This is a genomic window from Streptomyces sp. NPDC090106 (assembly GCF_044747265.1).
Taxonomy (GTDB): Bacteria; Actinomycetota; Actinomycetes; order Streptomycetales; family Streptomycetaceae; genus Streptomyces.
In genome coordinates, this window is the sequence record NZ_JBIVDS010000001.1 from 713,061 (window position 1) to 738,091 (window position 25,031).

22 protein-coding genes and 1 riboswitch are annotated in these 25,031 nt (G+C 72.8%); of the genes, 9 read left to right on the plus strand and 13 right to left on the minus strand.

The window, feature by feature from the left end:
* Positions 1-22: 22 nt before the first annotated feature.
* Complete coding sequence (locus tag ACIPSE_RS03190; RefSeq protein ID WP_401657652.1) at positions 23-2,437, minus strand: MMPL family transporter; 2,415 nt, start codon at positions 2,435-2,437, stop codon at positions 23-25.
* 236 nt (positions 2,438-2,673) lie between these two features.
* On the opposite strand from ACIPSE_RS03190, the gene ACIPSE_RS03195 reads away from it, so the two are divergent.
* Together ACIPSE_RS03195 and ACIPSE_RS03200 are read left to right on the plus strand one after the other, a co-directional pair.
* Complete coding sequence (locus ACIPSE_RS03195) at positions 2,674-3,342, plus strand: response regulator transcription factor (protein ID WP_401657654.1); 669 nt, start codon at positions 2,674-2,676, stop codon at positions 3,340-3,342.
* A complete protein-coding gene (locus ACIPSE_RS03200) occupies positions 3,339-4,823 on the plus strand; it encodes a sensor histidine kinase (protein WP_401656822.1) in 1,485 nt (494 codons plus the stop codon). Before ACIPSE_RS03195 ends, ACIPSE_RS03200 begins: the two co-directional genes overlap by 4 nt.
* A 682-nt stretch (positions 4,824-5,505) precedes the next feature.
* Here the strand turns inward: ACIPSE_RS03200 and ACIPSE_RS03205 are convergent.
* From ACIPSE_RS03205 to ACIPSE_RS03220, 4 genes are all read right to left on the minus strand, one after another.
* Positions 5,506-5,928 (minus strand): ATP-binding protein, encoded by a 423-nt coding sequence (locus ACIPSE_RS03205; RefSeq protein ID WP_401656824.1) that lies wholly within the window; start codon positions 5,926-5,928, stop codon positions 5,506-5,508.
* Between the two features lie 96 nt (positions 5,929-6,024).
* Positions 6,025-7,581 carry an ABC transporter substrate-binding protein gene (locus ACIPSE_RS03210; RefSeq protein ID WP_401656826.1) on the minus strand — a complete coding sequence of 519 codons (1,557 nt, stop codon included), beginning with the start codon at positions 7,579-7,581 and terminating at the stop codon, positions 6,025-6,027.
* A 205-nt stretch (positions 7,582-7,786) separates the two neighbouring features.
* Positions 7,787-9,028 carry a metallophosphoesterase gene (locus ACIPSE_RS03215; protein WP_401656828.1) on the minus strand — a complete coding sequence of 414 codons (1,242 nt, stop codon included), beginning with the start codon at positions 9,026-9,028 and terminating at the stop codon, positions 7,787-7,789.
* 23 nt (positions 9,029-9,051) lie between these two features.
* Positions 9,052-9,294, minus strand: a complete 243-nt coding sequence (locus ACIPSE_RS03220; protein ID WP_401656830.1) for an SCO4848 family membrane protein — start codon at positions 9,292-9,294, stop codon at positions 9,052-9,054.
* Between the two features lie 91 nt (positions 9,295-9,385).
* Here ACIPSE_RS03220 and ACIPSE_RS03225 point away from each other — a divergent pair, with 91 nt between their 5' ends.
* A complete protein-coding gene (locus tag ACIPSE_RS03225; RefSeq protein ID WP_401656832.1) occupies positions 9,386-10,666 on the plus strand; it encodes a D-alanyl-D-alanine carboxypeptidase family protein in 1,281 nt (426 codons plus the stop codon).
* Here ACIPSE_RS03225 and ACIPSE_RS03230 read toward each other — a convergent pair.
* Complete coding sequence (locus tag ACIPSE_RS03230; protein WP_401656834.1) at positions 10,620-11,582, minus strand: YihY/virulence factor BrkB family protein; 963 nt, start codon at positions 11,580-11,582, stop codon at positions 10,620-10,622. The two genes, ACIPSE_RS03225 and ACIPSE_RS03230, sit on opposite strands and share 47 nt — an antisense overlap.
* 155 nt (positions 11,583-11,737) lie before the next feature.
* Between ACIPSE_RS03230 and ACIPSE_RS03235 the strand changes: the two genes are divergently transcribed.
* Complete coding sequence (locus tag ACIPSE_RS03235; protein ID WP_401656836.1) at positions 11,738-13,105, plus strand: FAD-binding protein; 1,368 nt, start codon at positions 11,738-11,740, stop codon at positions 13,103-13,105.
* A gap of 35 nt (positions 13,106-13,140) precedes the next feature.
* The gene (locus ACIPSE_RS03240) at positions 13,141-13,896 is read left to right on the plus strand and encodes a decaprenylphospho-beta-D-erythro-pentofuranosid-2-ulose 2-reductase (RefSeq protein ID WP_401656838.1); all 756 of its coding nucleotides are present in this window, start codon (positions 13,141-13,143) and stop codon (positions 13,894-13,896) included.
* A gap of 48 nt (positions 13,897-13,944) precedes the next feature.
* On the opposite strand, the gene ACIPSE_RS03245 is transcribed toward ACIPSE_RS03240, so the two are convergent.
* Entirely contained in the window at positions 13,945-14,526 is a 582-nt protein-coding gene (locus tag ACIPSE_RS03245) for a 2'-5' RNA ligase family protein (RefSeq protein ID WP_401656840.1), read from the minus strand.
* A 140-nt stretch (positions 14,527-14,666) separates the two neighbouring features.
* On the minus strand, positions 14,667-15,680 hold the full coding sequence (gene trpS / locus ACIPSE_RS03250; RefSeq protein ID WP_401656842.1) for a tryptophan--tRNA ligase: 1,014 nt from the start codon (positions 15,678-15,680) through the stop codon (positions 14,667-14,669).
* Between the two features lie 89 nt (positions 15,681-15,769).
* Here trpS and ACIPSE_RS03255 point away from each other — a divergent pair, with 89 nt between their 5' ends.
* The 3 genes from ACIPSE_RS03255 (at position 15,770) to ACIPSE_RS03265 (ending at position 18,148) form a co-directional block, all read left to right on the plus strand.
* A complete protein-coding gene (locus ACIPSE_RS03255; RefSeq protein WP_401656844.1) occupies positions 15,770-16,372 on the plus strand; it encodes an RNA polymerase sigma factor in 603 nt (200 codons plus the stop codon).
* Positions 16,365-17,282 carry a hypothetical protein gene (locus ACIPSE_RS03260; RefSeq protein ID WP_401656846.1) on the plus strand — a complete coding sequence of 306 codons (918 nt, stop codon included), beginning with the start codon at positions 16,365-16,367 and terminating at the stop codon, positions 17,280-17,282. Before ACIPSE_RS03255 ends, ACIPSE_RS03260 begins: the two co-directional genes overlap by 8 nt.
* A gap of 155 nt (positions 17,283-17,437) precedes the next feature.
* The gene (locus ACIPSE_RS03265) at positions 17,438-18,148 is read left to right on the plus strand and encodes a hypothetical protein (RefSeq protein WP_401656848.1); all 711 of its coding nucleotides are present in this window, start codon (positions 17,438-17,440) and stop codon (positions 18,146-18,148) included.
* Positions 18,149-18,346: 198 nt separating this feature from the next.
* On the opposite strand, the gene ACIPSE_RS03270 is transcribed toward ACIPSE_RS03265, so the two are convergent.
* The 4 genes from ACIPSE_RS03270 to ACIPSE_RS03285 form a co-directional block, all read right to left on the minus strand.
* Positions 18,347-19,798 carry a glycine hydroxymethyltransferase gene (locus ACIPSE_RS03270; protein WP_401656851.1) on the minus strand — a complete coding sequence of 484 codons (1,452 nt, stop codon included), beginning with the start codon at positions 19,796-19,798 and terminating at the stop codon, positions 18,347-18,349.
* Between the two features lie 42 nt (positions 19,799-19,840).
* A riboswitch (ZMP/ZTP riboswitch) is annotated at positions 19,841-19,930 on the minus strand.
* A 93-nt stretch (positions 19,931-20,023) separates the two neighbouring features.
* Positions 20,024-20,839, minus strand: coding sequence for a methyltransferase domain-containing protein (locus ACIPSE_RS03275; protein WP_401656853.1), 816 nt, complete (start codon positions 20,837-20,839; stop codon positions 20,024-20,026).
* Positions 20,840-20,912: 73 nt separating this feature from the next.
* Complete coding sequence (locus ACIPSE_RS03280) at positions 20,913-22,097, minus strand: glutathionylspermidine synthase family protein (protein WP_401656855.1); 1,185 nt, start codon at positions 22,095-22,097, stop codon at positions 20,913-20,915.
* An 18-nt stretch (positions 22,098-22,115) separates the two neighbouring features.
* Positions 22,116-22,478 carry a hypothetical protein gene (locus tag ACIPSE_RS03285; RefSeq protein WP_401656857.1) on the minus strand — a complete coding sequence of 121 codons (363 nt, stop codon included), beginning with the start codon at positions 22,476-22,478 and terminating at the stop codon, positions 22,116-22,118.
* Positions 22,479-22,603: 125 nt separating this feature from the next.
* On the opposite strand from ACIPSE_RS03285, the gene ACIPSE_RS03290 reads away from it, so the two are divergent.
* On the plus strand, positions 22,604-23,455 hold the full coding sequence (locus tag ACIPSE_RS03290; RefSeq protein ID WP_401657656.1) for a DMT family transporter: 852 nt from the start codon (positions 22,604-22,606) through the stop codon (positions 23,453-23,455).
* Between the two features lie 186 nt (positions 23,456-23,641).
* Here the strand turns inward: ACIPSE_RS03290 and ACIPSE_RS03295 are convergent, their stop codons facing one another.
* On the minus strand, positions 23,642-25,027 hold the full coding sequence (locus ACIPSE_RS03295; protein WP_401656859.1) for a PLP-dependent aminotransferase family protein: 1,386 nt from the start codon (positions 25,025-25,027) through the stop codon (positions 23,642-23,644).
* Positions 25,028-25,031 lie beyond the last annotated feature (4 nt).

Sequence of the window (25,031 nt, forward strand, 5' to 3'; positions counted from 1 at the left end):
GCGGGATGCTCTCGCGGCGGCGTCAGTTCACCGCGTCGACCTCGCCCTCGGCCAGCTCCACGTCGTGCACCAGCGGCCCCTCCCCGACCTCGACGTGCCCCGCGCGGGAGGCGTACGAGGGTGCCGTGGCCGCCAGGAGGTACGTCCCCGGGGCGGGCACCGACACGATGTAGGAGCCGTCCGCGAGGGTCACCACCCGGTCCAGCTGGCGTCCTCCGCGCGTCAGCAGCGTCACCGAGGCGTCCGCGACGGGCTCGCCCTGGGGGCCGCGTACGAAGCCGTGGACGACCGAGGAGGGGCCGTCCGGGGCGGGCGCCTCCACGGCCGGCGTCTCGTCCTCCTTGGGCTCGACAGCCAGGTGCGGCAGGCGCTTCTCCAGGCCCTGGGGCAGCCACCAGTTGGAGTTGCCGAGCAGGTGCATCGCGGCGGGCACCAGGGCCGTCCGCAGGATGAAGGCGTCCAGGGCGACCGCGGCGGCCAGTCCGATGCCCGCCATGGCGCCCTCCATGTCGCCGCTCAGCACGAACGCGCTGAACACGCAGATCATGATCAGGGCCGCGCAGTTGATGACCCGGCTGGTCTCCGCAAGGCCCACGCGGACCGCGCGTGCGTTGTCCTTGGTGTGCACCCACTCCTCGTGCATCCGGCTGACCAGGAAGACCTGGTAGTCCATGGAGAGGCCGAAGAGCAGCGAGAGCATGATGACCGGCAGGAACGCGGTGATCGGGCCCTCCTTGCCGATGCCGATCAGTTCCGTGCCCCAGCCCCACTGGAAGATCGCGACGAGGACGCCGAAGGAGGCCGCCGCCGCGATCAGGTTCATCAGGGCCGCCGTGAGCGGCACCACGATCGACCGGAAGGCGATCAGGAGCAGCAGGAAGCCCAGGCCGATGATCGCGGCGACGAAGTAGGGCAGCCGCTCGCCGGTGACCGCCGCGAAGTCCTTGAACACCGCGGTCACCCCGCCCACATGGGCCTCGGTGCCGGACGCCGGGATGACGTCGTCGCGCAGCCGGTCGATGAGCTGGTCCGTCCGCTCGGACTGCGGTGACGTCGTCGGCACGACCTGGATGACGGAGATCCCGTTCGCGGGCGGCATCGCGGCCACCTGCGCGACGCCCTCGGTGGACTCGATGCTCGCGGCGAGCGCCTGGGCGTCGCCCTTCGGGACGACCACCTGGAGCGGCCCGTTGAAGCCCGGTCCGAAGCCCTCGGCGAGCAGGTCGTACGCCTGCCGGGTGGTCTGGGACTCCTGGTGGTTGCCCTGGTCGGTCGCGCCGAGCCGGATCGACAGCACGGGCACGGCGAGGATCAGCATGACCACGAAGGCGAGCGCGGCGACCGACCGGGGGCGCTTCTGGACGTACGACGACCAGCGCGCCGCCAGGCCCGAGGCCTCCACGGGCTCAGGGCCGGTGGCCGCGAGGCGGCGCCGCTGCCGGCGGCTGAGCACGCGCGGGCCGAGCAGACCGAGCAGGGCGGGCAGCAGGGTGATCGCGGCGAGCACGCTCAGCACGACGGTGAGGGACGTGGCGATGACCACGCCGTCCAGGAACCGCATGTTCATCACGAGCATGCCGGCGAGGGCGATGCAGACGGTGCCGCCCGCGAACAGCACGGCGCGGCCCGAGGTGTTGAGGGCGGTGACCGCCGCCTCCTCGGGGTCGTCGCCGCGCAGGATGCCGCGCCGGTGCCGGGTGACGATGAACAGGGCGTAGTCGATGCCGACGCCGAGGCCGATCAACGAGCCGAGCAGCGGGGCCACTTCGGGGACGTCGGTGACATGGCTGAGCAGGGACGTCGACATCATGCCGGTGCCGACGCCCGCGATCGCCACGATGATCGGCAGCAGCATCGCGAAGAGCGACCCGAAGGCCAGGAAGAGGACGACCGCGGCGGCCAGGACGCCGACGAGTTCCGCGGTGCCCTGCGGCGGCTCCTGGGTGCGGGCGATGGCCTGACCGCCCAGCTCGACCTGGAGGCCGTCCCCGGCGGCGGCCCGCGCGGTGTCCACGACGTCCTGGACCAGTTCCTTGGGGACGGCGTTGGCCTGCTCGGCGAAGGTGATCTGGGCGTACGCGATCCGCCCGTTCCCGCTGATCTGCGCTGCGCCGCCGTCCTCCGCGTAGGGGCTGGTGACCTCGCCGACCCCCTTCATCGCCCCGATCTCCTCAAGGGCGGGTTCGATCCGGGACCGTACGGACGCGTCCCGCACCGACCCCTCGTCGACCTTCCACACCACCGTGTCGGTGTCGCCCGCGCTCTGCGGGAACGCCTTCGTCATCAGGTCGTACGCGCGCTTGGAGTCGGTGTCCGGGAGGGAGAAGACGTTCGCGTAGTCGGTGCCCGCGGCCGAACCGGCCGCACCGAGCCCGAACAACGCCCCCACCCACAGGAACAGGACCACCAGCCGGTGCCGATAGCACCACCGTGCCAATGCCGCCACGCTCAACACTCCCCAGTAGCTCGTCGGTTGGTCCCCCAGGTCCTGGCAACAGGATTGGCGGCGGCACCCGGGCACGGACACCCGGTGCGAGGGACTCTCAAGGAACTCCAAAGCGCCGGGCCTGCCCGGCTGTCAGTGGCTCCGCCGATACTGAGGGCATGACTGGGGGCAACGCAGGAGCGGGGACAGGGGCGGGGACAGGAGCGGCGGCACCGGGGCCGGGCACCGTGCTGGTCGTGGAGGACGAGGTGAGCATCGCCGACGTCCTGGAGATCGCCCTGCGCTACCACCGCTTCGAGGTGATGGTCGCGGGCACCGTCCGTGAGGCGCTCGACCTGGTGGAGCGCACCCGCCCGGACGCGGCGCTCCTCGACGTCATGCTGCCCGACGGCGACGGGCGCGCGCTGGGCCGCCGGCTGCGCGCCGAACGGCCCGGCATCGCGCTGGTCTTCCTGACCGCCCGTGACTCGCCGGGCGAGATCGTCGGCGCGCTCGGCTTCGGCGACGACTACATCACCAAGCCGTTCAACATCGACGAGGTCGTCGCCCGTGTCACGGCCGTCCTGCGCCGCACCCGGCCCGCCGACGTCCTGCCCGAGCGGCCCCACCTGCGCTACGGCGACCTGGAGCTGGACGAGACGACGTACTCGGTGCACCGCGCGGGCCGCACCGTCGAGCTGACGCCCACCGAGTACGCCCTGCTGCGGTTCCTGGTGCGCAACGGCGGACGGATCGTGCCCAAGGAGCAACTCCTGCGCCACGTCTGGCAGTACGAGCACGCGCCGCCCGAGTCGACGGTCGTGGAGACGTACATCAGCTATCTGCGGCGCAAGCTGGACACGCTGGGGCCGCCGGTGATCACCACCCGGCGCGGGGTGGGGTACGGGCTCGCATGAGGCTTCCGCCGCCCGGCCTCAAGCCGCCCTGCCCGGGGTTGCGGCCGTCGTCGGCCGGGGGCCGCGGCGTCCATGTGCACTCGCTGCGCTTCCAGCTCACGCTGGCCAACGTGGTGCTGCTCGCGCTCGGGGTGATCGCGGCGACCGTCGTGAGCGTGATGGGCATGCGGTACTACCTGCTGGACCAGATCGACTCCGAACTGGCGCAGACCCGGAGCTCGTTGAGCGGCTCAGGGCTGACGATGGACGTGATCGACGGGCTGAGCGAGCTGTCGATCGTGCGGGACCGGTTCCTCATGCAGGACGGCGGCGAGGCCCGCCCCGACCAGATCATCAGCGTCGTCGACGGACGGGGCGCCATCGTCTCGATGGGCGATCTCACCCCGAGCGACGTCCAGCAGGACCTCGCCGACGCGGTGGACGACCCGCGCGCGCTGGCCCTCGACACCGAGCCGCACGACATCGAGGTGCGCGGCGACGCCTATCGGGCCACCGCGATCCGGCTCACCGACGGCACGTACATCCTGCTGGCCACGTCCACCGAGGCCGTCCACAAGGGCATCGCCAAGGCCGTACGGCTGGACCTCGCCATAGGGACGCTGCTGCTGGTGCTGCTCGCCTGTCTGACCATGTTCAGCGTGCGGCGGCGGATGCGGCCCCTGGAGGACATGGTGGAGACGTCGTCGGCGATCGCCGAGGGGGATCTGACCCGGCGGGTGCCGTCCAGCCGCGAGGCCACCCTGGAGGTCGAGCAGTTGCGGCTCGCCCTCAACTCCATGCTCCACCAGGTGGAGTCGGCGTACCGCACGCGCGAGCGCAGCGCCTCCCAGCTGCGCCGCTTCGTCGCCGACGCCTCGCACGAACTGCGCACCCCGCTGTCCGCGATACGCGGCTACCTCCAGCTCTACGACAAGGGCATGCTGCGCGAGCCCGCCGAACGCAAGCGGGCCTGGGACCGGGTCATGGCGGAGGCGGACCGGATGGGGCGCCTGGTGGACGAGCTGCTCACCCTGGCCCGGCTGGACCAGCAGCCCGAACTCCGGTTCCGGAACGTCGACCTGAGCCGTCTGGTGCGGGACGCCGCGGAGGACCTGCGGGTCCAGCAGCCCGAACGGCCCCTGACCGTCGCCGCGGAGGGCGCGCTCCTCGTGCACGCCGACGAGTCGGGGCTGCGCCAGGTGCTGGGCAATCTGCTGGGCAACGTGCGCACCCACACCCCCGCCGACGTGCCGGTCCGGCTCGCCCTGGAACGGGCCGACGGGGTCGTGCGCCTGTGCGTCGCGGACGAGGGCCCCGGTCTCGCCCCCGAGGACGCGGCCCGCGTCTTCGACCGCTTCTTCCGGGCGGGCGGCGGCGCGGGCAGCGGCCTGGGCATGGCCATCGTCCAGGGCGTGGTCCACGCCCACGGCGGCGAGGTGACGGTACGAACGCACCCCGGCGAGGGCTTGGCGGTGACGGTCACCTTGCCTGTGCGTTCGTGAGGCGCGGGCGGGGGTGAGGTCGGGCTGAGGCACGGACGGGGGTGAGGTCGGGCCGAGGCGCGGACGGGGTGAGGTCGGGCAGGGAGCGGGTCGGGTGACCGGGCCGGGCCGAGGCGGGCGGGTAGGGCCGAGGCGGGCGGGTCGGGCGACCGGGCTGGGTGACCGGGTTGGGCCGAGACGGGCTGGAGAAGGGACCGCGGCGGGCCGCCTGGCGAGAGGGCCACGGCAGGGGCCGAGGCTGGGCCCGGGCGGGCGGAAGGCCGGGCGGAGAGCTGAGGGGACGGCCCGGCGGAGGGCCGAGGGGACGGCCGGACGGAACGCCGAGGGGACGGCCGGACAGAACGCCCGGGCGCGTACCGGGCGGAGGCCCGAAGACACCGCCGGACGCAAAACCCCGGCAAGGGCCGAGGCTGGGCCCGGGCCAGCGGAAGGCCAGGCAGAAGGCCGAAGGGACGGCCGGACAGAACGCCGGGGCGGAGGCCCGAGAAGACCGCCGGGCGCACGGCCCAGCGCGTGCGGGGCGGAGGCCCGAGAACACCGCCGGACGCAAGGCCCCGGCGCGTACCGGGCGGAGACGCCCGAAAACACCGCCGGACGGAACCGCCGAAGGGCGGCCGGACCATGGGCCGGGGGCGCGCGGCAAGGGACTGCGCGGGGCCGCGCGGCAAGGGGCTGCGTGGGCTCAGTCGGCCGGAGGTGCGGTCGCGTGGGGGCGGGTGATCAGGGCCCAGACCGTCTTGCCGTGGTGGCCCCTGTTCCAGACGCCCCAGGCGGTGGCGATGTTCTCCACCAGGTGGAGTCCGCGGCCGGTCTCCTCCCATGCGCCGACCAGCCGCAGCCGGGGCTCCAGCCGGCCCTCGTCGGAGACCTCGACGAGACAGGAGCCGTCGGCGAGCGCGGTGACCGCGACCTCGAACTCACGCTCCTGGAGCGGGCCGTGCCGTACGACGTTGGTGGCCAGCTCGGACACCAGCAGGACGGCGTCGGCCAGCGCCGGGTCGTCGGGGCCGTGGCCCCAGTCGGCCAGATGGTCCCGCACCCGGCGCCTGGCGAGACCGACGGAAGCCGGATGCCGGGGCAGCCGGAAGGCGTTGCGTCTCAGCACGTTCGCTCCTCACCCCGCGCACACCTCCGTCACATGGTGCTGCGTTGAGTGGCCCCCGCGTGTCACTCGGGCGCATGCCGGTGCCGCCGGATCACGTCAGATCCAGTTCAGCCGCCACAGCCGGAACACCCCGGTGCCGTCGGAGAGATACTGGCCGCCGCCGACGTCCTCGCTGGTCACGACGTACTCCTTGGCCTGCCAGAGCGGGATGACCGGCACGTCGCGGGCGACCGTGTCCTGGACGGACCGGAAGTCGTCGGCGGCCTTGCCGCGGTCGGCGTACCGCTGGCTGGCCTTGATCAGCCGGTCGATGTCGGCACTGGCGTACCCGGTGTTCATGGTGCTCTTGCTGCCGACGAGCGGGCCGCCGTAGGTGTCGGCGTCCGGGTAGTCGGCGACCCAGCCCACCGCGTAGGCGTCGAGCTTGCCGCCCGCCCAGCGCTTCTGGAAGTCGGTCCACTCGTAGCCCTTGAGCGTGACCTTGAACAGGCCGCTCGCCTCCAGCTGCCGCTTGAGCTCCTTGGCCTCCTTGTCGGCGGCGCCGCGTCCGGTGGCGTAGCCGTAGGTGAAGGTGACGGGTGTCCGGACGCCCGCCTCTTCGAGCAGGGCGCGGGCCTTGGCGGCGCTCTGCTCGGGGTAGGCGTCGAAGAAGGACGTGGTGTGGCCGGTGATGCCCGCCGGGATCAGCGAGTACAGCGGGTCGACGGTGCCGTCGTAGACCGTGGCGGCCAGCCGCTCACGGTCGACCAGCCAGGCCATCGCCTGGCGCACGGCGGTGTCGTGCAGCGGCGAGGAGGAACGGGTGTTGAGGTACAGGTTGCGGACCTCGGAGCTGTCGGCCTCGGAGACCCGTGTGGAGGGGTCGCTCGGGTTGAGCGCGGCGAGCGCCTCGGGCGGCAGCTGCCGGGTGGCGGCGTCGATCCGCCGGGCCTTCCACGCCTTCTCCAGCGTGGCCGCGTCCTTGTAGTAGCGCAGGTCGACCGGTCGGCCGGCGTCCTCGATCGCGCCCTCGTAGGCGCCGTTCGGGGACAGGACGGCCGAGGTCCCCTTCGTGTACGACGTGAGCTTGTACGGCCCGGTGCCGTCGATGCCGTTGTCGGTGCGCAGTCCGTCCGCCGGGTACTTGTCGCGGTCGACGATCGAACCGGCGCCGGTGGCCACCTTGAACGGGAAGGTGGCGTCCGGCGAGGACAGGGTGAAGGTGACCGTCAGGTCCTTCGCGGTCACCGACTTCAGGGTGTCCAGGAGCGAGGAGGGACCGACGTCCGACTTGATCTTCTTGACGCGGTCGAAGGAGTACTTGACGTCCTCGGCCGTCATCGCCCGCCCGCTCGGGAAGGTGAGCCCGTCGCGCAGCGTGCAGCGGTACGTCTTCAGCCCGCTGTCCGTGAAGTCGCAGCTCCGCGCGGCGTCGGGCACCGGCTTGGCGCCGCCCGCCTCGAAGGTCAGCAGCGACTGGAAGACGTTGCTGTACAACGCCCAGGAACCGGCGTCGTAGGCGCCCGCCGGGTCCAGTGAGGTGACCACGTCCGTCGTGCCGACCTTGATGGCCTTGCCGGTGTCCTCCTGCGACGGCATCAGCTGCCAGCCGCCCACTCCCACGGCCGCCAGCACCAGCAGCGTCGCGAGAATCCGTATGCGAACCGATCGCATCGGTGTGCCCTCTCCCCGGGCCCGCCGGCCCCTGCCCCAGATGCCACTCCCCTAGTGGCGCGGCTCACCTAATCACACGGGTTTCACCTGGGGAAGAGGGATTTTGAGAGTTGAGGAACTCATTGCCGCAAGCGATTACCGGCAGATTTCACAGTCCTCCCACAGAGTCCGCCGGGAACCCGGCCGTCCGGTCCGTACGGCGGGTTCAGGCCTGCTTCGACGCCAGCTCGATCACCGTGACGTCCGACGGCGCGCCCACGCGCGTGGGCGGCCCCCAGGCGCCGGCGCCGCGGCTGACGTACAGCTGCGTGTCGCCGTACCGGTCCAGGCCCGCGAGGGTGGGGTTCGCGGCGGACGCGAGGAGGTTGCCGGGCCAGAGCTGGCCGCCGTGGGTATGGCCGGAGAGCTGGAGATCGACACGGTGCTCGACGGCGTCGTGGATCTGCACCGGCTGATGGGCGAGGAGCACGCACGCGCGCGTGGTGTCCCGGTCGCCGAGGGCCCGCGCGAAGTCGGGGCCCTGGCCGTAGCTCTCCCCCGCGATGTCGTTGACACCGGCGAGGTCGAAGTAGGGCAGTTCCGTGCGCTCGTTCTCCAGCGGGTCGATGCCCAGCCGCCGCACCTGCCGGACCCACTCCTCGGCACCGGAGAAGTACTCGTGGTTGCCGGTGACGAAGAACGCGCCGTCGCGTGCCTTGAGCCCGGCGAGCGGGGCCGCGGCGGGGCCGAGGTCCTTGACGCTGCCGTCCACCAGGTCGCCGACGACCGCGATCAGGTCGGGCTGGGTGGAGTTGATCGTGTCGACGACGGTCTGCGCGAAGCCGCGGCCGAGCACCGGACCGAGGTGGATGTCGCTGACGACGGCGATCCGGTAGCCGTGCGCGGCGCGCGGCAGCCGGGCGAGCGGCACGGTGACCCGCTTGACGCGCGGCCCGCGCAGCACCCCGTAGGTGCCGTATCCGACGGTGCCGACGGCGGCGGTCGCGGCGGCGCCCGCGACGACCCGCGAGACGAACAGCCGCCGGGAGGGCCCGGGCTCGGGTGCGGCGGCGGGCGGCGGCTCCTCGGGCGGCGCCCCCGCGGGCACGGTCTCCGGCTGCGGCACGGCGATCCCGGCGGGCGCCGCACGCCGGTCCCGCCGCTCCAGGTGGCGGCGCAGCAGCGGCCGTACGGCCTCGCCTGCGAGGACGCCCAGCAGCAGGTAGATCGAGAGGGCGAGCCAGAGGAAACCGGGCCAGGCCAGGACGCGCTGGAGCCAGAACGGGGCGCCCGCGCGCTCGGCGACGAGCGCGCCGACGGCGAGCACCCAGCCACCGGCGACGACCGCCGCGCCCGTGCGCCTGGCCCAGCCCGCCCGGCTGGTGGTGTCACGGAACAGACGGCGCCACAGGTACCAGTTGGCCGTCACCAGGACGGCCAGGGCGGCAAGCGCGAAGAAGATGACCACGGAGATCGAACTCCCGTGCCGGGCTATGAGTTCCGGCGCAGTGCGCGCACCCCGCGCAACCCGATGCCCCCGACGGCCGTCCCCAATACGAAGGAGACGACGGCCAGCACCAGGTGCACCCAGAAGTACGCGGTCGGGTCGCCCGCGTCGTCGAACGCGAGCCCGCTGCCGTCGTTGACGAGATTCTTGACGAAAGTGATCCAGATGATCCAGCTCCACACCCCGAAGGCGAGCAGGAACCAGGAGACGGGGCGGCTGAGCTTCATGACCCCAGTATCTCCGCCGGGTGTCCGGTTCCGGGCCGGGGGTGGGGAGGCCGGTGGGACTTCCCCTCGCGTGGCATGTACGTTTCCCGTCGTGCCCGCTCCTCAGAAGACCGTCAGGCGCTCCCTGCTGGTCGCCTCCGCCGTCCTGACGTCCCTCGCGTCGTCCCTCGTGCTGACCGCCGCGCCCGCGTTCGCCGCGCCGAGTCCCTCGACGTCGCCGTCGGCCACGCCGCCCGCGAACATGTCGAGCGTCGGCGGCGCCCGGCTCGGGCAGGCCGGGACACAGGTGAATCTGGCGACCGGGGTGCCGGTGCTGCCCAAGGACCTGACCGCGCGGTCGTGGATCGTGGCCGACGCCGAGTCCGGTGAGGTGCTCGCGGCGCACAACTCGCACTGGCGGCTGGCTCCGGCGAGCACGATGAAGATGCTGTTCGCGGACACGGTCCTGCCGAAGTTCCCGAGCACGACCGAGCACGAGGTGGTCCCCACCGACCTCGCGGGCATCGGGTCCGGCTCCAGCATGGTCGGGATAAAGGAGGGCGAGACGTACACGGTCCACGATCTGTGGCTGGGTGTCTTCCTGCGCTCCGGCAACGACGCCGTGCATGTGCTGTCGGCGATGAACGGCGGCGTCAAGAACACCGTCGCGGACATGAACGAGCACGCCGAGGAGCTCCAGGCCCTCGACACGAACGTGGTGACGCCGGACGGCTACGACGCCGCGCACCAGGTCTCCAGCGCCTACGACCTGACGCTGATCGCCCGCTCCGGGCTCCAGAAGAAGGACTTCCGCGAGTACTGCTCGACGGTGACCGCGAAGTTCCCGGGCGAGACGAAGAAGAACAAGAAGGGCAAGACGGTCCGCGAGACCTTCGAGATCCAGAACACCAACAGGCTGCTGTCGGGTGACTCGGACATCGACGTCTACCAGGGCATCGCGGGCGTCAAGAACGGCAACACGACGAACGCGGGTTCGACCTTCACCGGGGTCGCCGAGCGCGGCGGCAAGGTGCTGCTCGTCACCGTCATGAACCCGGAGAAGAACGAGCACAACGAGGTCTACAAGGAGACCGCCAAGCTCTTCGACTGGGGCTTCAAGGCCGCGGGCAAGGTCGAGGCGGTGGGTGAGCTGGTCGCGCCGAGGAGCGCGTCGCAGCCGAGTGCCCAGCCCGGCGCGAACGCCACCGGTGAGGCGGGCGGCGCCGACGGGGCCTCCGCCTCGCCGGTGGCGAGCGCCACGGCCGCCTCGGGCTCCGGCGGCATCGGCACGGCCCTCGCGATCACCGGCGGGGTGCTGGTGCTCCTCGCGGCGGGCGCGTTCCTGGTCAACCGCCGCTGGCCGCTGCCGGATCTGGTACGTCGCCGCCACTGACGTCCCGCTGTTCCTGTTCCTGTTCCTGTTCCTGTTCCTGTTCCTGTTCCTCTTCCTGTTCCTCTCCCGCCTCGCTGGGCGTGGCCGTCCAGGCGGCGCAGTACAGGACCAGCTTGGACGTGAAGTTGATCCACAGCAGCAGGGCGATGGGGACGCCGAACGCGCCGTACATGCTCTTCGAGGCGACGCCCTGCATGTAGCCGCTCAGCAGCAGCTTGAGCAGTTCGAACCCGACCGCGCCGATCAGTGCCGCGACCAGCAGCCGGCGGCGCGGCGGTTCGACGCCGGGCAGCAGGGTCAGGGCGTACAGCAGGACGAGGAAGTCGGCGAGGACGGCGATCAGGAAGGCCGCCGCGCGCAGCAGTACGGCGCCCCAGCCCTGGCGGTCGATGCCGAGTTCGTCGCTGATCCAGCCGACCAGGGCGGAGCCGACGGTGGAGGCGACGATCGTGATCAGGATGGCGCCGCCGAGGCCGAAGAGGATGCCGAGGTCCTTGGCCTTGCGCAGGACCGGGTTGTCGGTGTCGTCGGGCAGCTCCCACACCGCGCGCAGGCACTCGCGCATGGAGCCGGCCCAGCCGATGCCGGTGACGAGCAGCAGGGCGCCGGCGATGAGACCGACGGTGCCCGCGTTCTCGACCAGGCCGTGGATGTCGAGCTGGTCGGAGATGCCGGGCACCTGGTCGGCGATCTTGTCCTGAAGGTCGTCCTGCTGCGACTCGCTGAGGGTCGCCGCGGCGATCGCGGCGGCCACGGTCAGCAGCGGGAACAGGGCGATGAAGCTGATGAACGTCATCGCGGCGGCCAGCCGGGTCCACTTCACCCGGTCCAGCCGCTCGTACGACCGCCACGCGTGCGTGGCCATCAGCCGGGCCAGTGCCGGTCCGACGACGGGGAGTTTCTTCAGCCAGTCCATGATCCGAATCTGCCCTCGGGGAGGTGGGGTCGAACGGCGGGAAGGGTGTGAACGCCGTGGAGGACCACGGTGCGAGTACCCCGGAAGCGTGGCACCTCCCCACGACGGGCACGTTTATACCCTTTCTCCCCCTTAAGGGCGATACGGTCTCCGGCATGTCTGCCGCAACCCGTTCCGTGACCGCCTCCGTCACCGGATGGGGCCGCACGGCCCCCACGACGGCCCGCCTGATCCGCCCCAGGACCTACGAGGAGGCCGCGGCGGCCGTCAGAGGCGGAGGAACCCGCGGAAGCATCCCCAGGGGCCTGGGACGGGCCCACGGGGACGCGGCGCAGAACGCGGGCGGCGCGGTGCTCGACATGACGGGCCTGGACCGGATCCACGTCATCGACGCCGCCAACGGCATCGTCCTGTGCGACGCGGGCGTCTCCCTGCACCGGCTGACGCGCGTACTGCTGCCACTTGGCTGGTTCCTGCCGGTGACGCCCGGCACCCGGTACGTGACCGTCGGCGGGGCCGTCGCCACGGACGTGCACGGCGGCAACCACCACGTCTCCGGCTCCTTCTCGCGCCACGTCCTGTCGCTGGAACTCCTCACCGCCGACGGCGAGGTCCGCACCGTGGGCCGCGGCACGCCCCTGTTCGACGCGACCACCGGCGGCCTCGGGCTGACCGGCGCCGTGCTGACCGCGACGGTGCAGCTCCAGCCGGTGGAGACCTCCCTGATGCTCGTCGACACCGAGCGGGCCCACGACCTCGACGACCTCCTGGACCGGCTGTCGGCCGGCGAGCCGCGCCACCGCTACGCGGTCGCCTGGATCGACCTGCTGGCGCGCGGCGCGCAGACCGGCCGCGCGGTGCTCACCCGCGGCGACCACGCACCCCTGGAGGCGCTCGGCGCGGGCACGCGCGCGCGAAGGGAGCCGCTCGCCTTCCGCCCCGGCCGGCTCCCGGCCCCGCCCGCGCTCCTCCCGGAGGGCCTGCTGAGCCGCCGCACCGTGGGCTGGTTCAACGAACTGCGGTACCGCGCGGCGCCCGAGGCGCGCACCGGCCGGCTCCGCCGCCTGTCCGCCTTCCTCCACCCCCTCGACGCGCTGCCCCACTGGAACCGGCTCTACGGCCGGGGCGGCTTCGTGCAGTACCAGTTCACCGTCGGGTACGGGCAGGAGGAGGCCCTGCGGCGGATCGTGCGGCGGCTGGCCGAGCGGCGCTGCCCGTCCCTCCTGGCCGCGCTCAGGCGGTTCGGGGACGCCGATCCGGGCTGGCTGTCGTTCCCCGTGCCGGGCTGGACGCTCGCCCTGGACCTCCCGGCCGGGCTTGCGGGGCTCAGCGCCTTCCTCGACGAACTGGACGAGGAGGTCGCCGCCGCCGGAGGGCGCGTCCACCTCGCCAAGGACTCCCGGCTGCGGCCCGAGCTGCTCGCGGCGATGTACCCGCGCCTCGGCGAGTTCCGGAACCTGCGCGCCGAACTCGACCCGCGCGGGACGTTCGTCTCGGACCTGTCCCGCCGCCTCGCCCTCTAGACCCGCCCCACAGGACCCACCTAGGAGCTGCTGCCGTGAAGGACGCCTTCGGCCTCCCCCAGTCCCTGCTCGTCCTCGGCGGCACCTCGCGGATCGCGCTGGCCACCGCGCGCCGCCTGGTGGCCCGCCGCACCCGCACGGTGTGGCTGGCGGGACGCCCCTCGCCCGCGCTGGACCGGGCGGCGGCCGAACTGCGCGGCCTGGGCGCCGAGGTGCACACCGTGGCCTTCGACGCGCTGGACCCCGACTCCCACGAGACGGCCCTCGGCAAGGTCTTCGCCGAGGGGGACGTCGACCTGGTGCTGCTCGCCTTCGGCATCCAGGGCGACCAGGCGCGCGACGAACGCGAACCGGCGGGCGCGGTGCGGGTCGCGCAGACCAACTACACGGGCGCGGTGTCGGCGGGGCTGGTCTCCGCGCGCGCGTTGCAGGCGCAGGGGCACGGCTCGCTGGTGGTGCTCTCCTCGGTCGCCGGGGAGCGGGCCCGGCGCGCCGACTTCGTCTACGGCTCCAGCAAGGCCGGCCTCGACGCCTTCGCCCAGGGGCTGGGCGACGCGCTGCACGGGACGGGCGTGCACGTCATGGTCGTACGCCCCGGGTTCGTGGGCGCACGGGCCGCCTCGGACCTGCCCGGGAGCCGCTGGTCGACGACCCCGGAGGAGGTGGCGACGGCCGTCGAACTGGGGCTGCGGCGCCGCTCGGAGACGGTGTGGGTGCCCGGTTCGCTGCGGGCCGTGATGTCGCTGCTGCGGCACGCGCCGCGCGAGCTGTTCCGGCGGCTGTCGCTGTAGCCGGAGGAGGCGCCGGTGCCGCGCCCTGGCCTGAGGGCGTGCCGCGCCCTAGCAGGTGGGGATGCCGCCGCGGTCCACGGGGGAGGCCTGGGGCGGTACGACGGTGCCGGTCGCGAAGGTGTACTCGCGCAGCTTGCGCCACACCCCGTCGGCACCCTGCTCGTAGAGGGCGAAGCCGGTGCACGGCCAGTGGGCCTCGTAGTCGGCGAGGTCCGCGAACGCGCGGTCCATGGCGTCCTCGTCGATGCCGTGCGCCACGGTGACGTGCGGGTGGTAGGGGAACTGCAGCTCGCGGGCGACGGGGCCGGAGGCGTCACGGACCTGCTTCTGGAGCCAGGCGCACGCCTCGCCGCCCTCGGCGACCCGCACGAAGACGACCGGGGACAGCGGCCGGAAGGTCCCGGTGCCCGACAGCCGCATCGGGAACGCGCGGCCGGCCGCTGCGACCTCGGTCAGATGCGCCTCGATGGCGGGCAGTTCACCGCCGTCGACCTCGGTCGGCGGCAGCAGGGTGACATGCGTGGGGATGCCGTGCGCCGCGGCGTCGCCGAAGCCCGCGCGCAGCTCCTGAAGCTCGCTGCCGTGAGGCTCCGGGACCGCGATCGACACGCCGATCGTTACGGTCCCCACGTCGTCTCCTGTCGTCATGACGGTTCGGTTTCTGTCGGCCGTCGGCTATCGACTGTACGGCCACGGCTGTGCTCCGGGCAGGCGCAACCGTAGTGATGTGCAGCGCTCTGCCCGGTGGTACGCGTGTGCGACGGTGTGCGTCAGTGCTTGGCCGGCAGGAAGCCGACCTTGTCGTAGGCCTGCGCCAGCGTCTCCGCCGCGACGGCACGCGCCTTCTCCGCCCCCTTGGCCAGGATCGAGTCCAGCGTCTCCGGGTCGTCCAGATACTGCTGGGTGCGCTCCCTGAAGGGCGTCACGAAGTCGACCATGACCTCGGCGAGGTCCGTCTTGAGCGCACCGTACATCTTGCCCTCGTAGTCCCGCTCCAGTTCGGCGACGGTCTTTCCGGTGAGGGTCGAGTAGATGGTGAGCAGGTTGCTGACACCGGGCTTGTTCTCGGTGTCGTACCGGATCACGGTGTCGGTGTCGGTGACCGCGCTCTTGACCTTCTTGGCCGTGGTCTTCGGGTCGTCGAGGAGGTTGATGAGGCCCTTCGGCGTGGACGCCGACTTGCTCATCTTGATCGACGGGTCCTGGAGGTCGTAGATCTTCGCCGTCTCCTTGAGGATGTACGGCTTCGGGATCGTGAACGACTCGCCGAAGCGGCCGTTGAAGCGCTCGGCGAGGTCGCGGGTCAGCTCGATGTGCTGGCGCTGGTCCTCGCCGACGGGGACCTCGTTGGCCTGGTAGAGCAGGATGTCCGCGACCTGGAGGATCGGGTACGTGAACAGGCCCACGCTGGCGCGGTCGGCGCCCTGCTTGGCGGACTTGTCCTTGAACTGCGTCATCCGGGACGCCTCGCCGAAGCCGGTGAGGCAGTTGAAGACCCAGGCGAGCTGCGCGTGCTCGGGGACATGGCTCTGGACGAAGAGCGTGCAGCGCTCCGGGTCGAGGCCGGCCGCGAGGAGCTGGGCGGCGGCGAGCCGGGTGTTGGCCCTGAGGTCCGCCGGGTCCTGCGGGACGGTGATCGCGTGCAGGTCGACGACCATGTAGAACGCGTCGTGGGACTCCTGGAGGGCCACCCACTGGCGGACCGCGCCGAGGTAGTTGCCGAGGTGGAACGAGCCCGCGGTGGGCTGGATTCCGGAGAGCACGCGAGGACTTTCAGAGGCCATGTTCACCATTCTCTCAGGTGTCGGGGCCCGATCCGGAACTGGTCGGAAACAGGTGGGAACCGATCCGTCCCCCGCGGTGTAACAAGGGTGTGAGAACGCGGGAGGGGGGCCGCATCGTCGATGAGGCCGCGGTGATCGCCCGGGTGCGCGCCGGTGAGCCGGAGGCGTACGCGGAGCTGGTGCGTGCCCATACGGGCATCGCCCTGCGGGCGGCGCGGGTGTTCGGGGCGGGTGCGGACGCGGAGGACGTGGTGCAGCAGGCGTTCGTCAAGGCGTACTGCGCGCTGGGGACGTTCAGGGACGGGTCGGCGTTCCGGCCGTGGCTGCTGTCGATCGTCGCCAATGAGACGAGGAACACAGTGCGTACGGCGATCCGGCAGCGCACGCTCGCGGGCCGGGAGGCGGCCTTCGTGCGGGCGGAGCCGTCGATACCGGAGTCGGCGGACCCGGCGGTCGCGGCGCTGGAGACGGAGCGCCGCCGGTCGCTGGAGGCCGCTCTGGAGAAGGTGAGCGAGGAGCACCGGCTGGTCGTGACCTACCGCTACCTCCTGGAGATGGACGAGGCCGAGACGGCCCAGGCCCTGGGCTGGCCCCGCGGGACGGTGAAGTCCCGGCTGAACCGCGCACTGAAGAAACTGGGCAGGCTGCTGCCGGACTTCCAGCCCCGGGAGGGAGGTGACGAGCGTGAGTGAGCGACGGGACGGACACGCCGGGCGGGAGCCGGGTCCCCTGCCCGAGGAGCTGCGGGCGCTGGGCCGGTCCCTGGACCCGTCCGGCGCGGACGCCTCCGAGACGATGGTCGAGCGGGTGCTCCAGCAGATACTCGCCGAGCGTCTCCCCGTCCCGGTGGCCGAGCCGCCGGTGGCCGGGGAGCGGCTGCGGGCGGTACGGCGGTGGACGCGCCGGCGGTGGCGTGCCCTGACGGCGACGCTGTGCGGACTGCTGACGGTCCTCGCGCTGACCCCTCCGGTTCGCGCGGCGGTCTACGACTGGTTCGACTTCGGCGGGGTCGAGGTGCGGTACGACCCGTCGGCGACGCCTTCGGCGGACGCCGCGGTGCCCGGGTGCGGCCGGCCGGTGTCGCTCGCCGAGGCCGGGCGGCGGGCCGGGTTCGAGCCGCTGGTGCCGCAGGCGCTCGGCGCTCCGGACACGGTGTCCGTCAGCGGTGGGCCCGGCGGGCGTGTCCTGGTCACGCTGTGCTGGCGCGAGCGGGGCCGGACGGTCCGCCTGGACGAGTACCCGGCCCGGCTGGACATCGGCTTCGTGAAGACCGTCCGCGAGCAGCCGCAGTGGCTGACGCTGGCGGCGGACTCCGACGGTGCCCCTGGTTCCTCCGGTTCATCTGGTTCCTCCGGTTCGTCCGCCGACCGGACGGCGCTGTGGTTCCCGCGCCCGCATCTGCTGGGTTTCTGGCTGGTGGACGCGGACGGCGGGCGCTACACCCGCGAGGAGCGGACGGCAGGGCCGACCCTGCTGTGGGGGTGCCGCTGCGACGGGGCGGCTGACGCGGTGACGCTGCGGCTGGAGGGCGTGGCGTCGCGGGCCCGGGCGGTGGAGATCGCGCAGTCGCTGCGGGGGCCGTCTGGGGGCGGAGCGCGGTAGGCCGGCCGACTCGTCCGGTTCGGTCGGATCGGTCGGATCGGTCGGATCGGTCGGCGCGAAGTGGGAACCCCGGCGGGCCGAGCGGTGTACCAGAAGTGACATGCGGTTCACGCCGTGGGCACGGACCGCGGGGCATCGGCGAGTTGGGGGTTCTGATGCGCAGGGACACGAGCGGGGTGCGAGGCGGCTGTCGGCGCCCGGCAGCGACGGCCGGGGTGCTGGCGGGGGTGCTCGCACTGGTCCTGGCGGGCGCGGGTCCGGCCTCGGCCGGGGGTCCGACGAGCGTGCTGATCGTCTCGCCGCAGAGCGCGCAGACAGCGGCGCTGTACAACTCGGACGAGGAGTACGGCGAGTTGGCCGAGCTGCTCGGCGAACCGGGCCGGGGCGCGGCGGTGAAGCCGCCCGAGGCGGATCCGGTGGGCCGGATGATCAATGTGACGTGGATGGCGCACGACGTGTCGCCGTGGCGGGTCGACCAGCTCTATGCGGCGGACGGCACCAAGGACGTCTGGATACACACCGCCCAGGATCTGAACACCTCGGCGAACGGCCTCTGGCACCGCGCCGAGGAACCGGGTCAACTCCGCGAGCTGCTCCAGGAGCTGGGGGTGATGGGTGCGGCCCGGGGCGAGCGGGCGACGGCGGCCACGGCTCCGGCGGCGGGGCCGGTCCATGACGGGGGCGGGACGGGCGTCTCGCCGGACGGCGCCGACTGGCCGTGGGTGGTGCCGGGGCTGGTGGCCGGTGCGGTGCTGGCGTTGACGCTGCGGTCCTCCGTCACACGGCTGCCGGAGTCGGCCCGGGCGCTGCTGCGGCGGTGGCGGGACCGGGAGCGGGGGCCCCGTCAGGAACTGAGGGATCTGTGAGGGCCCGACTCCGGGTGGTCGTGGGGGTCGTGGGCGTCGGGGCGGGTGTCGGTGGGGCGCGGCTGATACGCCGCGCGGCGGGCCGGCGGTAGGCCGGTCCGCCGCGTGGGAGGACGCGTCAGCAGCTCAGCGGTCTTGAAGAGCCGCCGTTCCTTGACAACTGGACAGTGTGGTGCGGGCGTCGGAGGCAGGCCGCCGTCAGCCGAGGTCGACCTCGGGGTAGAGCGGGAAGCCGGCGACGAGGTCGGTGGCGCGGTGGGAGATCTCGTCGGCGACCTTGGCGTCCAGGATGTGCGCGGCCTTGGAGGGGGCGCCGGACTTGGTGGTGCCGGGCTCGGTGGTGGTCAGGACGCGGTCGATGAGGCCCGCGACCTCGTCCATCTCGGCGGTGCCGAGGCCCCGGGTGGTCAGGGCAGGGGTGCCGATACGGATGCCGGAGGTGTACCAGGCGCCGTTCGGGTCGGCGGGGATGGCGTTGCGGTTGGTGACGATGCCGGACTCCAGCAGCGCCGCCTCCGCCTGCCGGCCGGTGAGGCCGTAGGAGCCGGCCACGTCGATCAGGTTGAGGTGGTTGTCGGTGCCGCCGGTGACGAGGGTGGCACCGCGCCGGGTCAGGCCCTCGGCCAGCGCGCGGGCGTTGTCGACGATGCGCTGGGCGTAGTACTGGAAGGAGGGCTGCCGGGCCTCGGCGAGGGCGACGGCCTTCGCGGCCATGACGTGCGGGAGGGGGCCGCCGAGGACCATGGGGCAGCCGCGGTCGACCTGGTCCTTGAGGGAGTCGTCGCACAGGACCATGCCGCCGCGCGGGCCGCGCAGCGACTTGTGGGTGGTGGTGGTGACGATCTGGGCGTGCGGCACCGGGTCGAAGTCGCCGGTGAGGACCTTGCCCGCGACGAGGCCGGCGAAGTGCGCCATGTCGACCATCAGGGTCGCGCCGACCTCGTCGGCGATCTCCCGCATGAGGCGGAAGTTCACCAGCCGGGGGTAGGCGGAGTAACCGGCGACGATGACCAGCGGCTTGAAGTCGCGGGCCTGGGCGCGCAGGGCGTCGTAGTCGATGAGGCCGGTGGCGGGGTCGGTGCCGTAGGAGCGCTGGTCGAACATCTTGCCGGAGATGTTCGGGCGGAAGCCGTGGGTGAGGTGGCCGCCGGCGTCGAGGGACATGCCGAGCATGCGCTGGTTGCCGAAGGCCTGGCGGAGTTCGGCCCAGTCGGCCTCGCTGAGGTCGTTGACCTGGCGGGCGCCGGTCTTCTCCAGGAAGGGCACCTCGACGCGGTCGGCGAGGACGGCCCAGAAGGCGACGAGGTTGGCGTCGATGCCGGAGTGCGGCTGGACGTAGGCGTGGCGGGCGCCGAACAGTTCGCGGGCGTGCTCGGCGGCGAGGGACTCGACGGTGTCGACGTTGCGACAGCCCGCGTAGAAGCGGCGGCCCACGGTGCCTTCGGCGTACTTGTCGCTGAACCAGTTGCCCATCGCGAGGAGGGTGGCCGGGGAGGCGTAGTTCTCGGAGGCGATCAGCTTCAGCATCTCGCGCTGGTCGTGCACCTCCTGGCCGATGGCGTCGGCGACGCGCGGCTCGACGGCGCGGATCACGTCGAGTGCGGCGCGGAAGGCGGTGGACTCGGTGGACAGGGGCTGCTGCTCGGACATGTGCGGCCTCCGGACGGCGTGGCGGGTTGCGGTCACGATTCACGGTTCGGCCCAGGCGCACGGCACTCTGTCGATCCCGGGCCGCTCCCCGATGGTCCGTCCCATCCCAGCGCGCCAGTCACGGCCCGTGGCCAGCCTACCCGCCGGGCCGCGGGGCGACGGGTGTCCGTCCACCATGCGAGCGACGGCGGGACCCTGCTCCCCGCCGTGGTGACCGGGTGCGGCTCAGGGCGCTTTGCGGCCCCAGGCGAGGACCATGAAGGTGGGCACGTACGTGGTCCCGTGGCTCTTGGTGAGGTCGATGACGGTCTCGATGTCGGCGTCGGTGACTTCTCCGGTGGCCAGCAGGCGCGGGCGCAGGGAGCGCAGGGTGAGGGGGAAGAAGGCGGCGGTGCCGCCGGTGAGCACGGGGGCGTGGATCTCGGCGCCGATGTCGGTGAGACCGGCGTCGGCCAGTTCCCGGGCCAGGGCGCGGCCGGTGCCTATGTCGACGCCGGCGCCGGTGAAGGCGGCCCGGAGCGCGCGACCGAGGCGTTCGGCGACCTCGGTGAAGCCCGGCGGGTAGTAGCGGGCGGCGGCCGGGTACATCGGCCCGTCGATGTCGAAGTCCTCGACGACGACCCAGCCGCCGGGCCGGGTGGCGGCGACCATGCGCCGCAGTGCCTCGTCGCGGTCGGGAAGGTGTTCCAGCACGGCGCGCGCGTGGACGAGGTCGAAGGAGGCCTCGGGGAGGTCGTCGGTGACGATGTCGTGGCGGCGGACCTCCAGGTTGTCGAGCGTGTGGCTGCCGGCGAAGCGGGTGTCGACGTCGACGGCGAGGACCTGTCCGGCGGCGCCGACCTGCCGGGCCAGCCAGCGGGCGACGCTGCCGGCGCCGCAGCCGACCTCCAGGCAGCGCTGTCCCTCGGTGATCCCCAGTTCGGTCAGCCGGTGGCGGGTCTGGCCGTCGTAGATCTCCTCCAGGGAGCACAGCCGGCTGTGCTCGCTCTCCCAGGACGGATCGAAGACATATCCGCTCGCCACCGTGGCCGTGCCGCTCACCGTTCGCCCCTCTCCGCCGACAGTGGGGCCGATCATTGTGGTGCGCGGGAGGATCGCATAAGGCGGTTACGCGTCAAAGGATCACATGGGGCAGGAAGCGTGCGTACTCGTCGGTGATCAGGCCGGAGGACTCCCGGATGCCGAGGCCCGCGGACTCGTCCTCGACGACCCAGGCGCCCAGGACGACCCGGTTGCCGTCGAAGTCGGGCAGCGGCGCCAGCTCCTGGTAGCAGCAGGGCTCCTCGCGCGGGACGGGGGCGGCGCCGGGTTCGTGGACGGTGACGCCGGCGCCCTCGCGGCCGAGCAGCGGCTTGGCGACATAGCCGGTGGTCGCGGCGAGCTCCCTCGGGCCGTCGAGGTAGGCGGGCAGGAGGTTGGGGTGGCCGGGGTACAGCTCCCAGAGGATCGCCAGGAGGGCCTTGTTGCTGAGGAGCATCTTCCAGGCGGGTTCGATCCACAGGGTGGTGCCGGTGCCGCCGCCGTTGTCGAGGGTGCCGAGGACGTGGCCGGCGAAGCGGTCGGTGGTCAGCCATTCCCAGGGGTAGAGCTTGAAACAGCTGCGGATGAAGCGGAGCCGCTTGTCGACGAAGCGGCCCGAGAGGCGGTCCCAGCCGATCTCCTCCATGGAGATCCAGGCGGTGTCGAGTCCGGCCTGGTCGGCGGTCTCCTGGAGGTAGGCGACGGTCATGAGGTCCTCGCCGAGTTCGTCGGCGGAGGAGTAGGCGAAGTACAGGGGGCTGCCGGGCGGGAGCAGCGGGGCCTGCTTGCGCCAGGCGGCGACGAGGCGTTCGTGGAGGGAGTTCCACTGGTCGGCGCCGGGGAAGCGCTCCTCCATCCAGAACCACTGGGGTGAGGCGGCCTCGACGAGGGAGGTGGGGGTGTCGGCGTTGTACTCCAGCATCTTGGCGGGGCCGGTGCCGTCGTAGCGCAGGTCGAACCGGCCGTAGAGGGAGGGGAGTTCGGCGCGTCGGCGCCAGGCCTCGGCGACCGCGTCGACGACGTCGGGGTCGGTGATGCCGAGGTCGGCGAAGCGGTTCTCGGTGACGATGTGGTCGGCTGCCGCCAGGCACATGCGGTGGAGTTCCTCGACGGCCTCCTCCAGCGCCTCGACCTCGTCGAGGGAGAAGACGTAGCAGGCGCTCTCGTCCCAGTAGGGGCGCAGCGAGTCGTCGGGGTAGCGGGTGAGCGGGTAGACGAGCCCCTGCTCCTCGACCGTGCGCTGCCAGTCGGGGCGGGGGTCTATGGTGCGTCGTTCCATGGCGTGGGTCCCGGGGGCTCAGCCGCCGCTGCTGCCGCCGGAGCAGCCGAAGCCGCCCCGGTCGACAGCCTCGCCCTTGCTGAAGGTGCCGTAGTCGGCGCGGCCCTTGCTGACGTCGGCGTCGTAGTACCAGGCGGCGTCGGTGCTCTTGCCCGTGCCGGACGTCTTCTTCCGGCTGCTGCCCGACGAGGACGAGGAACCGGAGGTGCTGGTCCTGCAGTTCTTGTCGGCGACGACCTTGTAGCCCTCGTAGGTGTAGCTGTCGCGGTCGACGCAGCGGCGGTCGGGTTCGGAGCCGCAGGAGGTCAGCGCCGCCGCGACGACTCCCATTCCGCCGAGTACGACCGTGCTGGAGCGCAGCCGTCGCCGGGCCTCTGCCATGTTCCTGTCCCCCGTGGATCTTCTCTGACCATTGTCCGGCGGTCAGCCTAGAGATCGGTGAGAGTCGCTGTGCGGGCACCCGTCTGTCTTCACACCTCCCCTACAGTCGCTTTGTGCTCTTTGGGATGGTGTGTGCGCTCGGTGCGGCGGTCTGCTTCGGTACGGCGACGGTGTTGCAGGCGGTCGCGGCGCGGTCCGCGGGGACGGGTGGCGGCGGGGAGGCGGCGCTGCTGCTGCGGGCGCTGCGGCAGTGGCGGTATCTGGCGGGTCTGGCGCTGGACGGGCTGGGGTTCCTGCTTCAGGTCGTGGCGCTCCGGTCGGTGCCGATCTACGCGGTCGGTGCGGCGCTGGCGTCGAGCCTGGCGGTGACGGCGGTGGTCGCGGCGCGGCTGCTGCGGGTGCGGTTGAGCGGTGCCGAGTGGGGTGCGGTCGCGGTGGTGTGCGCCGGGCTGGCGATGCTGGGGGTGGCGTCGGGGACGGAGGGTGACCTGGAGGGTCCGGCCGCGCTGAAGTGGGTGCTGCTCGGGGTCGCCGTGGGGGTGCTGCTGCTGGGTCTGGCCGGCGGGCGGCTGCCGGAGCGGTGGCGGGCGCCGCTGCTGGGGCTGGGGGCCGGGCTGGGGTTCGGGGTGGTGGAGGTGGCGGTCCGGCTGATCGACTCGCTCGCCCCGTCGGCGCTGTTCACGCACCCGGCGGTGTACGCCCTGCTGTTGGGCGGGGGTGCCGCGTTCCTGTGTCTGACGTCGGCTCTGCAACGGGGGTCGGTGACGACGGCGACGGCCGCGATGGTGATCGGCGAGACGGTGGGTCCCGCGCTGGTCGGGGTGGTGTGGCTCGGGGACCGCACCCGGGAGGGGCTGGGGTGGCTGGCGGTGCTGGGGTTCGTGGTGGCCGTGGCGGGGGCGCTGGGACTGGCCCGGTTCGGGGAGGCGCCGGCGGAGACGGGCACAGGGACGGAGGCGGGGACGGAGGCGCGCTGAGGCCACTCTGCGACGCCTGGTCACGGCACCGGCAGGTCACAGCGGCACCGGGCACAGGGGCGGAAGCGGGGACGGAGGCGCGCTGAGGCCACTCTGCGACGCCTGGTCACGGCACCGGCAGGTCACAGCGGCACCGGGCACGGCGGGCGCCCGGTCATGACCGCACCCGGTCACGGCGACCCCGGGTCACGGCAGCACCCGGCACAGTGCCTCCAACGCGCCCGGCCAGCCTCGGTCCGAGGGTGAGCCGTAGCCGACGACCAGGGCGTCGAGACCGTCCGGGGCCGCGTGCGGGTGGCGGAAGTAGGACAGGCCGTGGAGGGCGACGCCCTGCCAGGCGGCGGACCGGACGACGGAGTGCTCGGTGCCGGGCGGGAGCCGCAGGACGGCGTGGAGTCCGGCGGCGATGCCGGTGACGTGGACGTCGGGCGCGTGCTCGGCGAGGGCGGCGACCAGGGTGTCGCGGCGGCGCCGGTAGCGGAGCCGGGAGGTGCGGACGTGCCGGTCGTAGGCGCCGGAGGTGAGGAACTCGGCGAGGGTGAGCTGGTCCAGGGCGCTGGACGTGTCGACGCGGCCCTTCGCCGCCGCGACCTCCTCCGCGAGACCCGGCGGCAGGACCATCCAGGCGAGCCGGAGGCCGGGGGCGAGGGACTTGCTGGCCGTGCCCAGGTAGACGACCCGGTCGGGGTCCAGTCCCTGGAGGGCGCCGATGGGCTGGCGGTCGTAGCGGAACTCGCCGTCGTAGTCGTCCTCCAGGACGAGTGCGCCGGTGCGGCGGGCCCAGTCGACGACGGCCGCGCGCCGGTCGCGGTGGAGGGGGACGCCCATCGGGAACTGGTGGGCGAGGGTGAGCAGGGCGGCGCCCTCGTCGGAGAGCGGGCCGGGGTCGGTGCCGTGCTCGTCGAAGGGGAGGACGGTGGTGCGCAGGCCGGCGGCCGTCAGCTGGTGCCAGTGCGCTTCGAGCCCGTAGGGCTCCACGGCGACGGTGCGCACACCCCGCGCGCGCAGCACCGTGCCGAGCAGCCGCAGCCCGTGGGCGAAACCGGCGCAGATCACGATGCGGTCGGGGTCGGCGTGGACGCCGCGGGCGCGGGCGAGGTAGGCGGCGAGGGCGGCGCGGAGTTCGATGTGGCCGCGCGGGTCGCCGTAGCCGAGGGCCTGGTGCGGGGCGGCGAGGAGGGCGCGGCGGGCGGCCTTGAGCCACTGCGCGCGCGGGAAGGCGGCGAGGTCGGGACTGCCGGGGCGGAAGTCGTGCGCCGGGCGCTGCGGGGCGCGGGGGCCGGGGCCGGTGCCCGTGGGCGGGACGACGGCGCGTTCGGCGACGCGGGTGCCGGAGCCCTGGCGGGCGGTGAGCCAGCCCTCGGCGACCAGGTCGGCGTAGGCGTCGGCGACGGTGTTGCGGGCGATGCCGAGGTCGGCGGCGAGGGCGCGGGAGGAGGGCAGCCGGGTGCCGGGGGCCAGGCGGCCGGTGCGGGCGGCTTCGCGCAGCGCGTCGGTCAGGCCCCGGCGCAGGTGGGGGCCGGTGGGTTCCAGGTGCAGGTCGACGCCCAGAGTGGCCCATGATTTCGCCATGGGA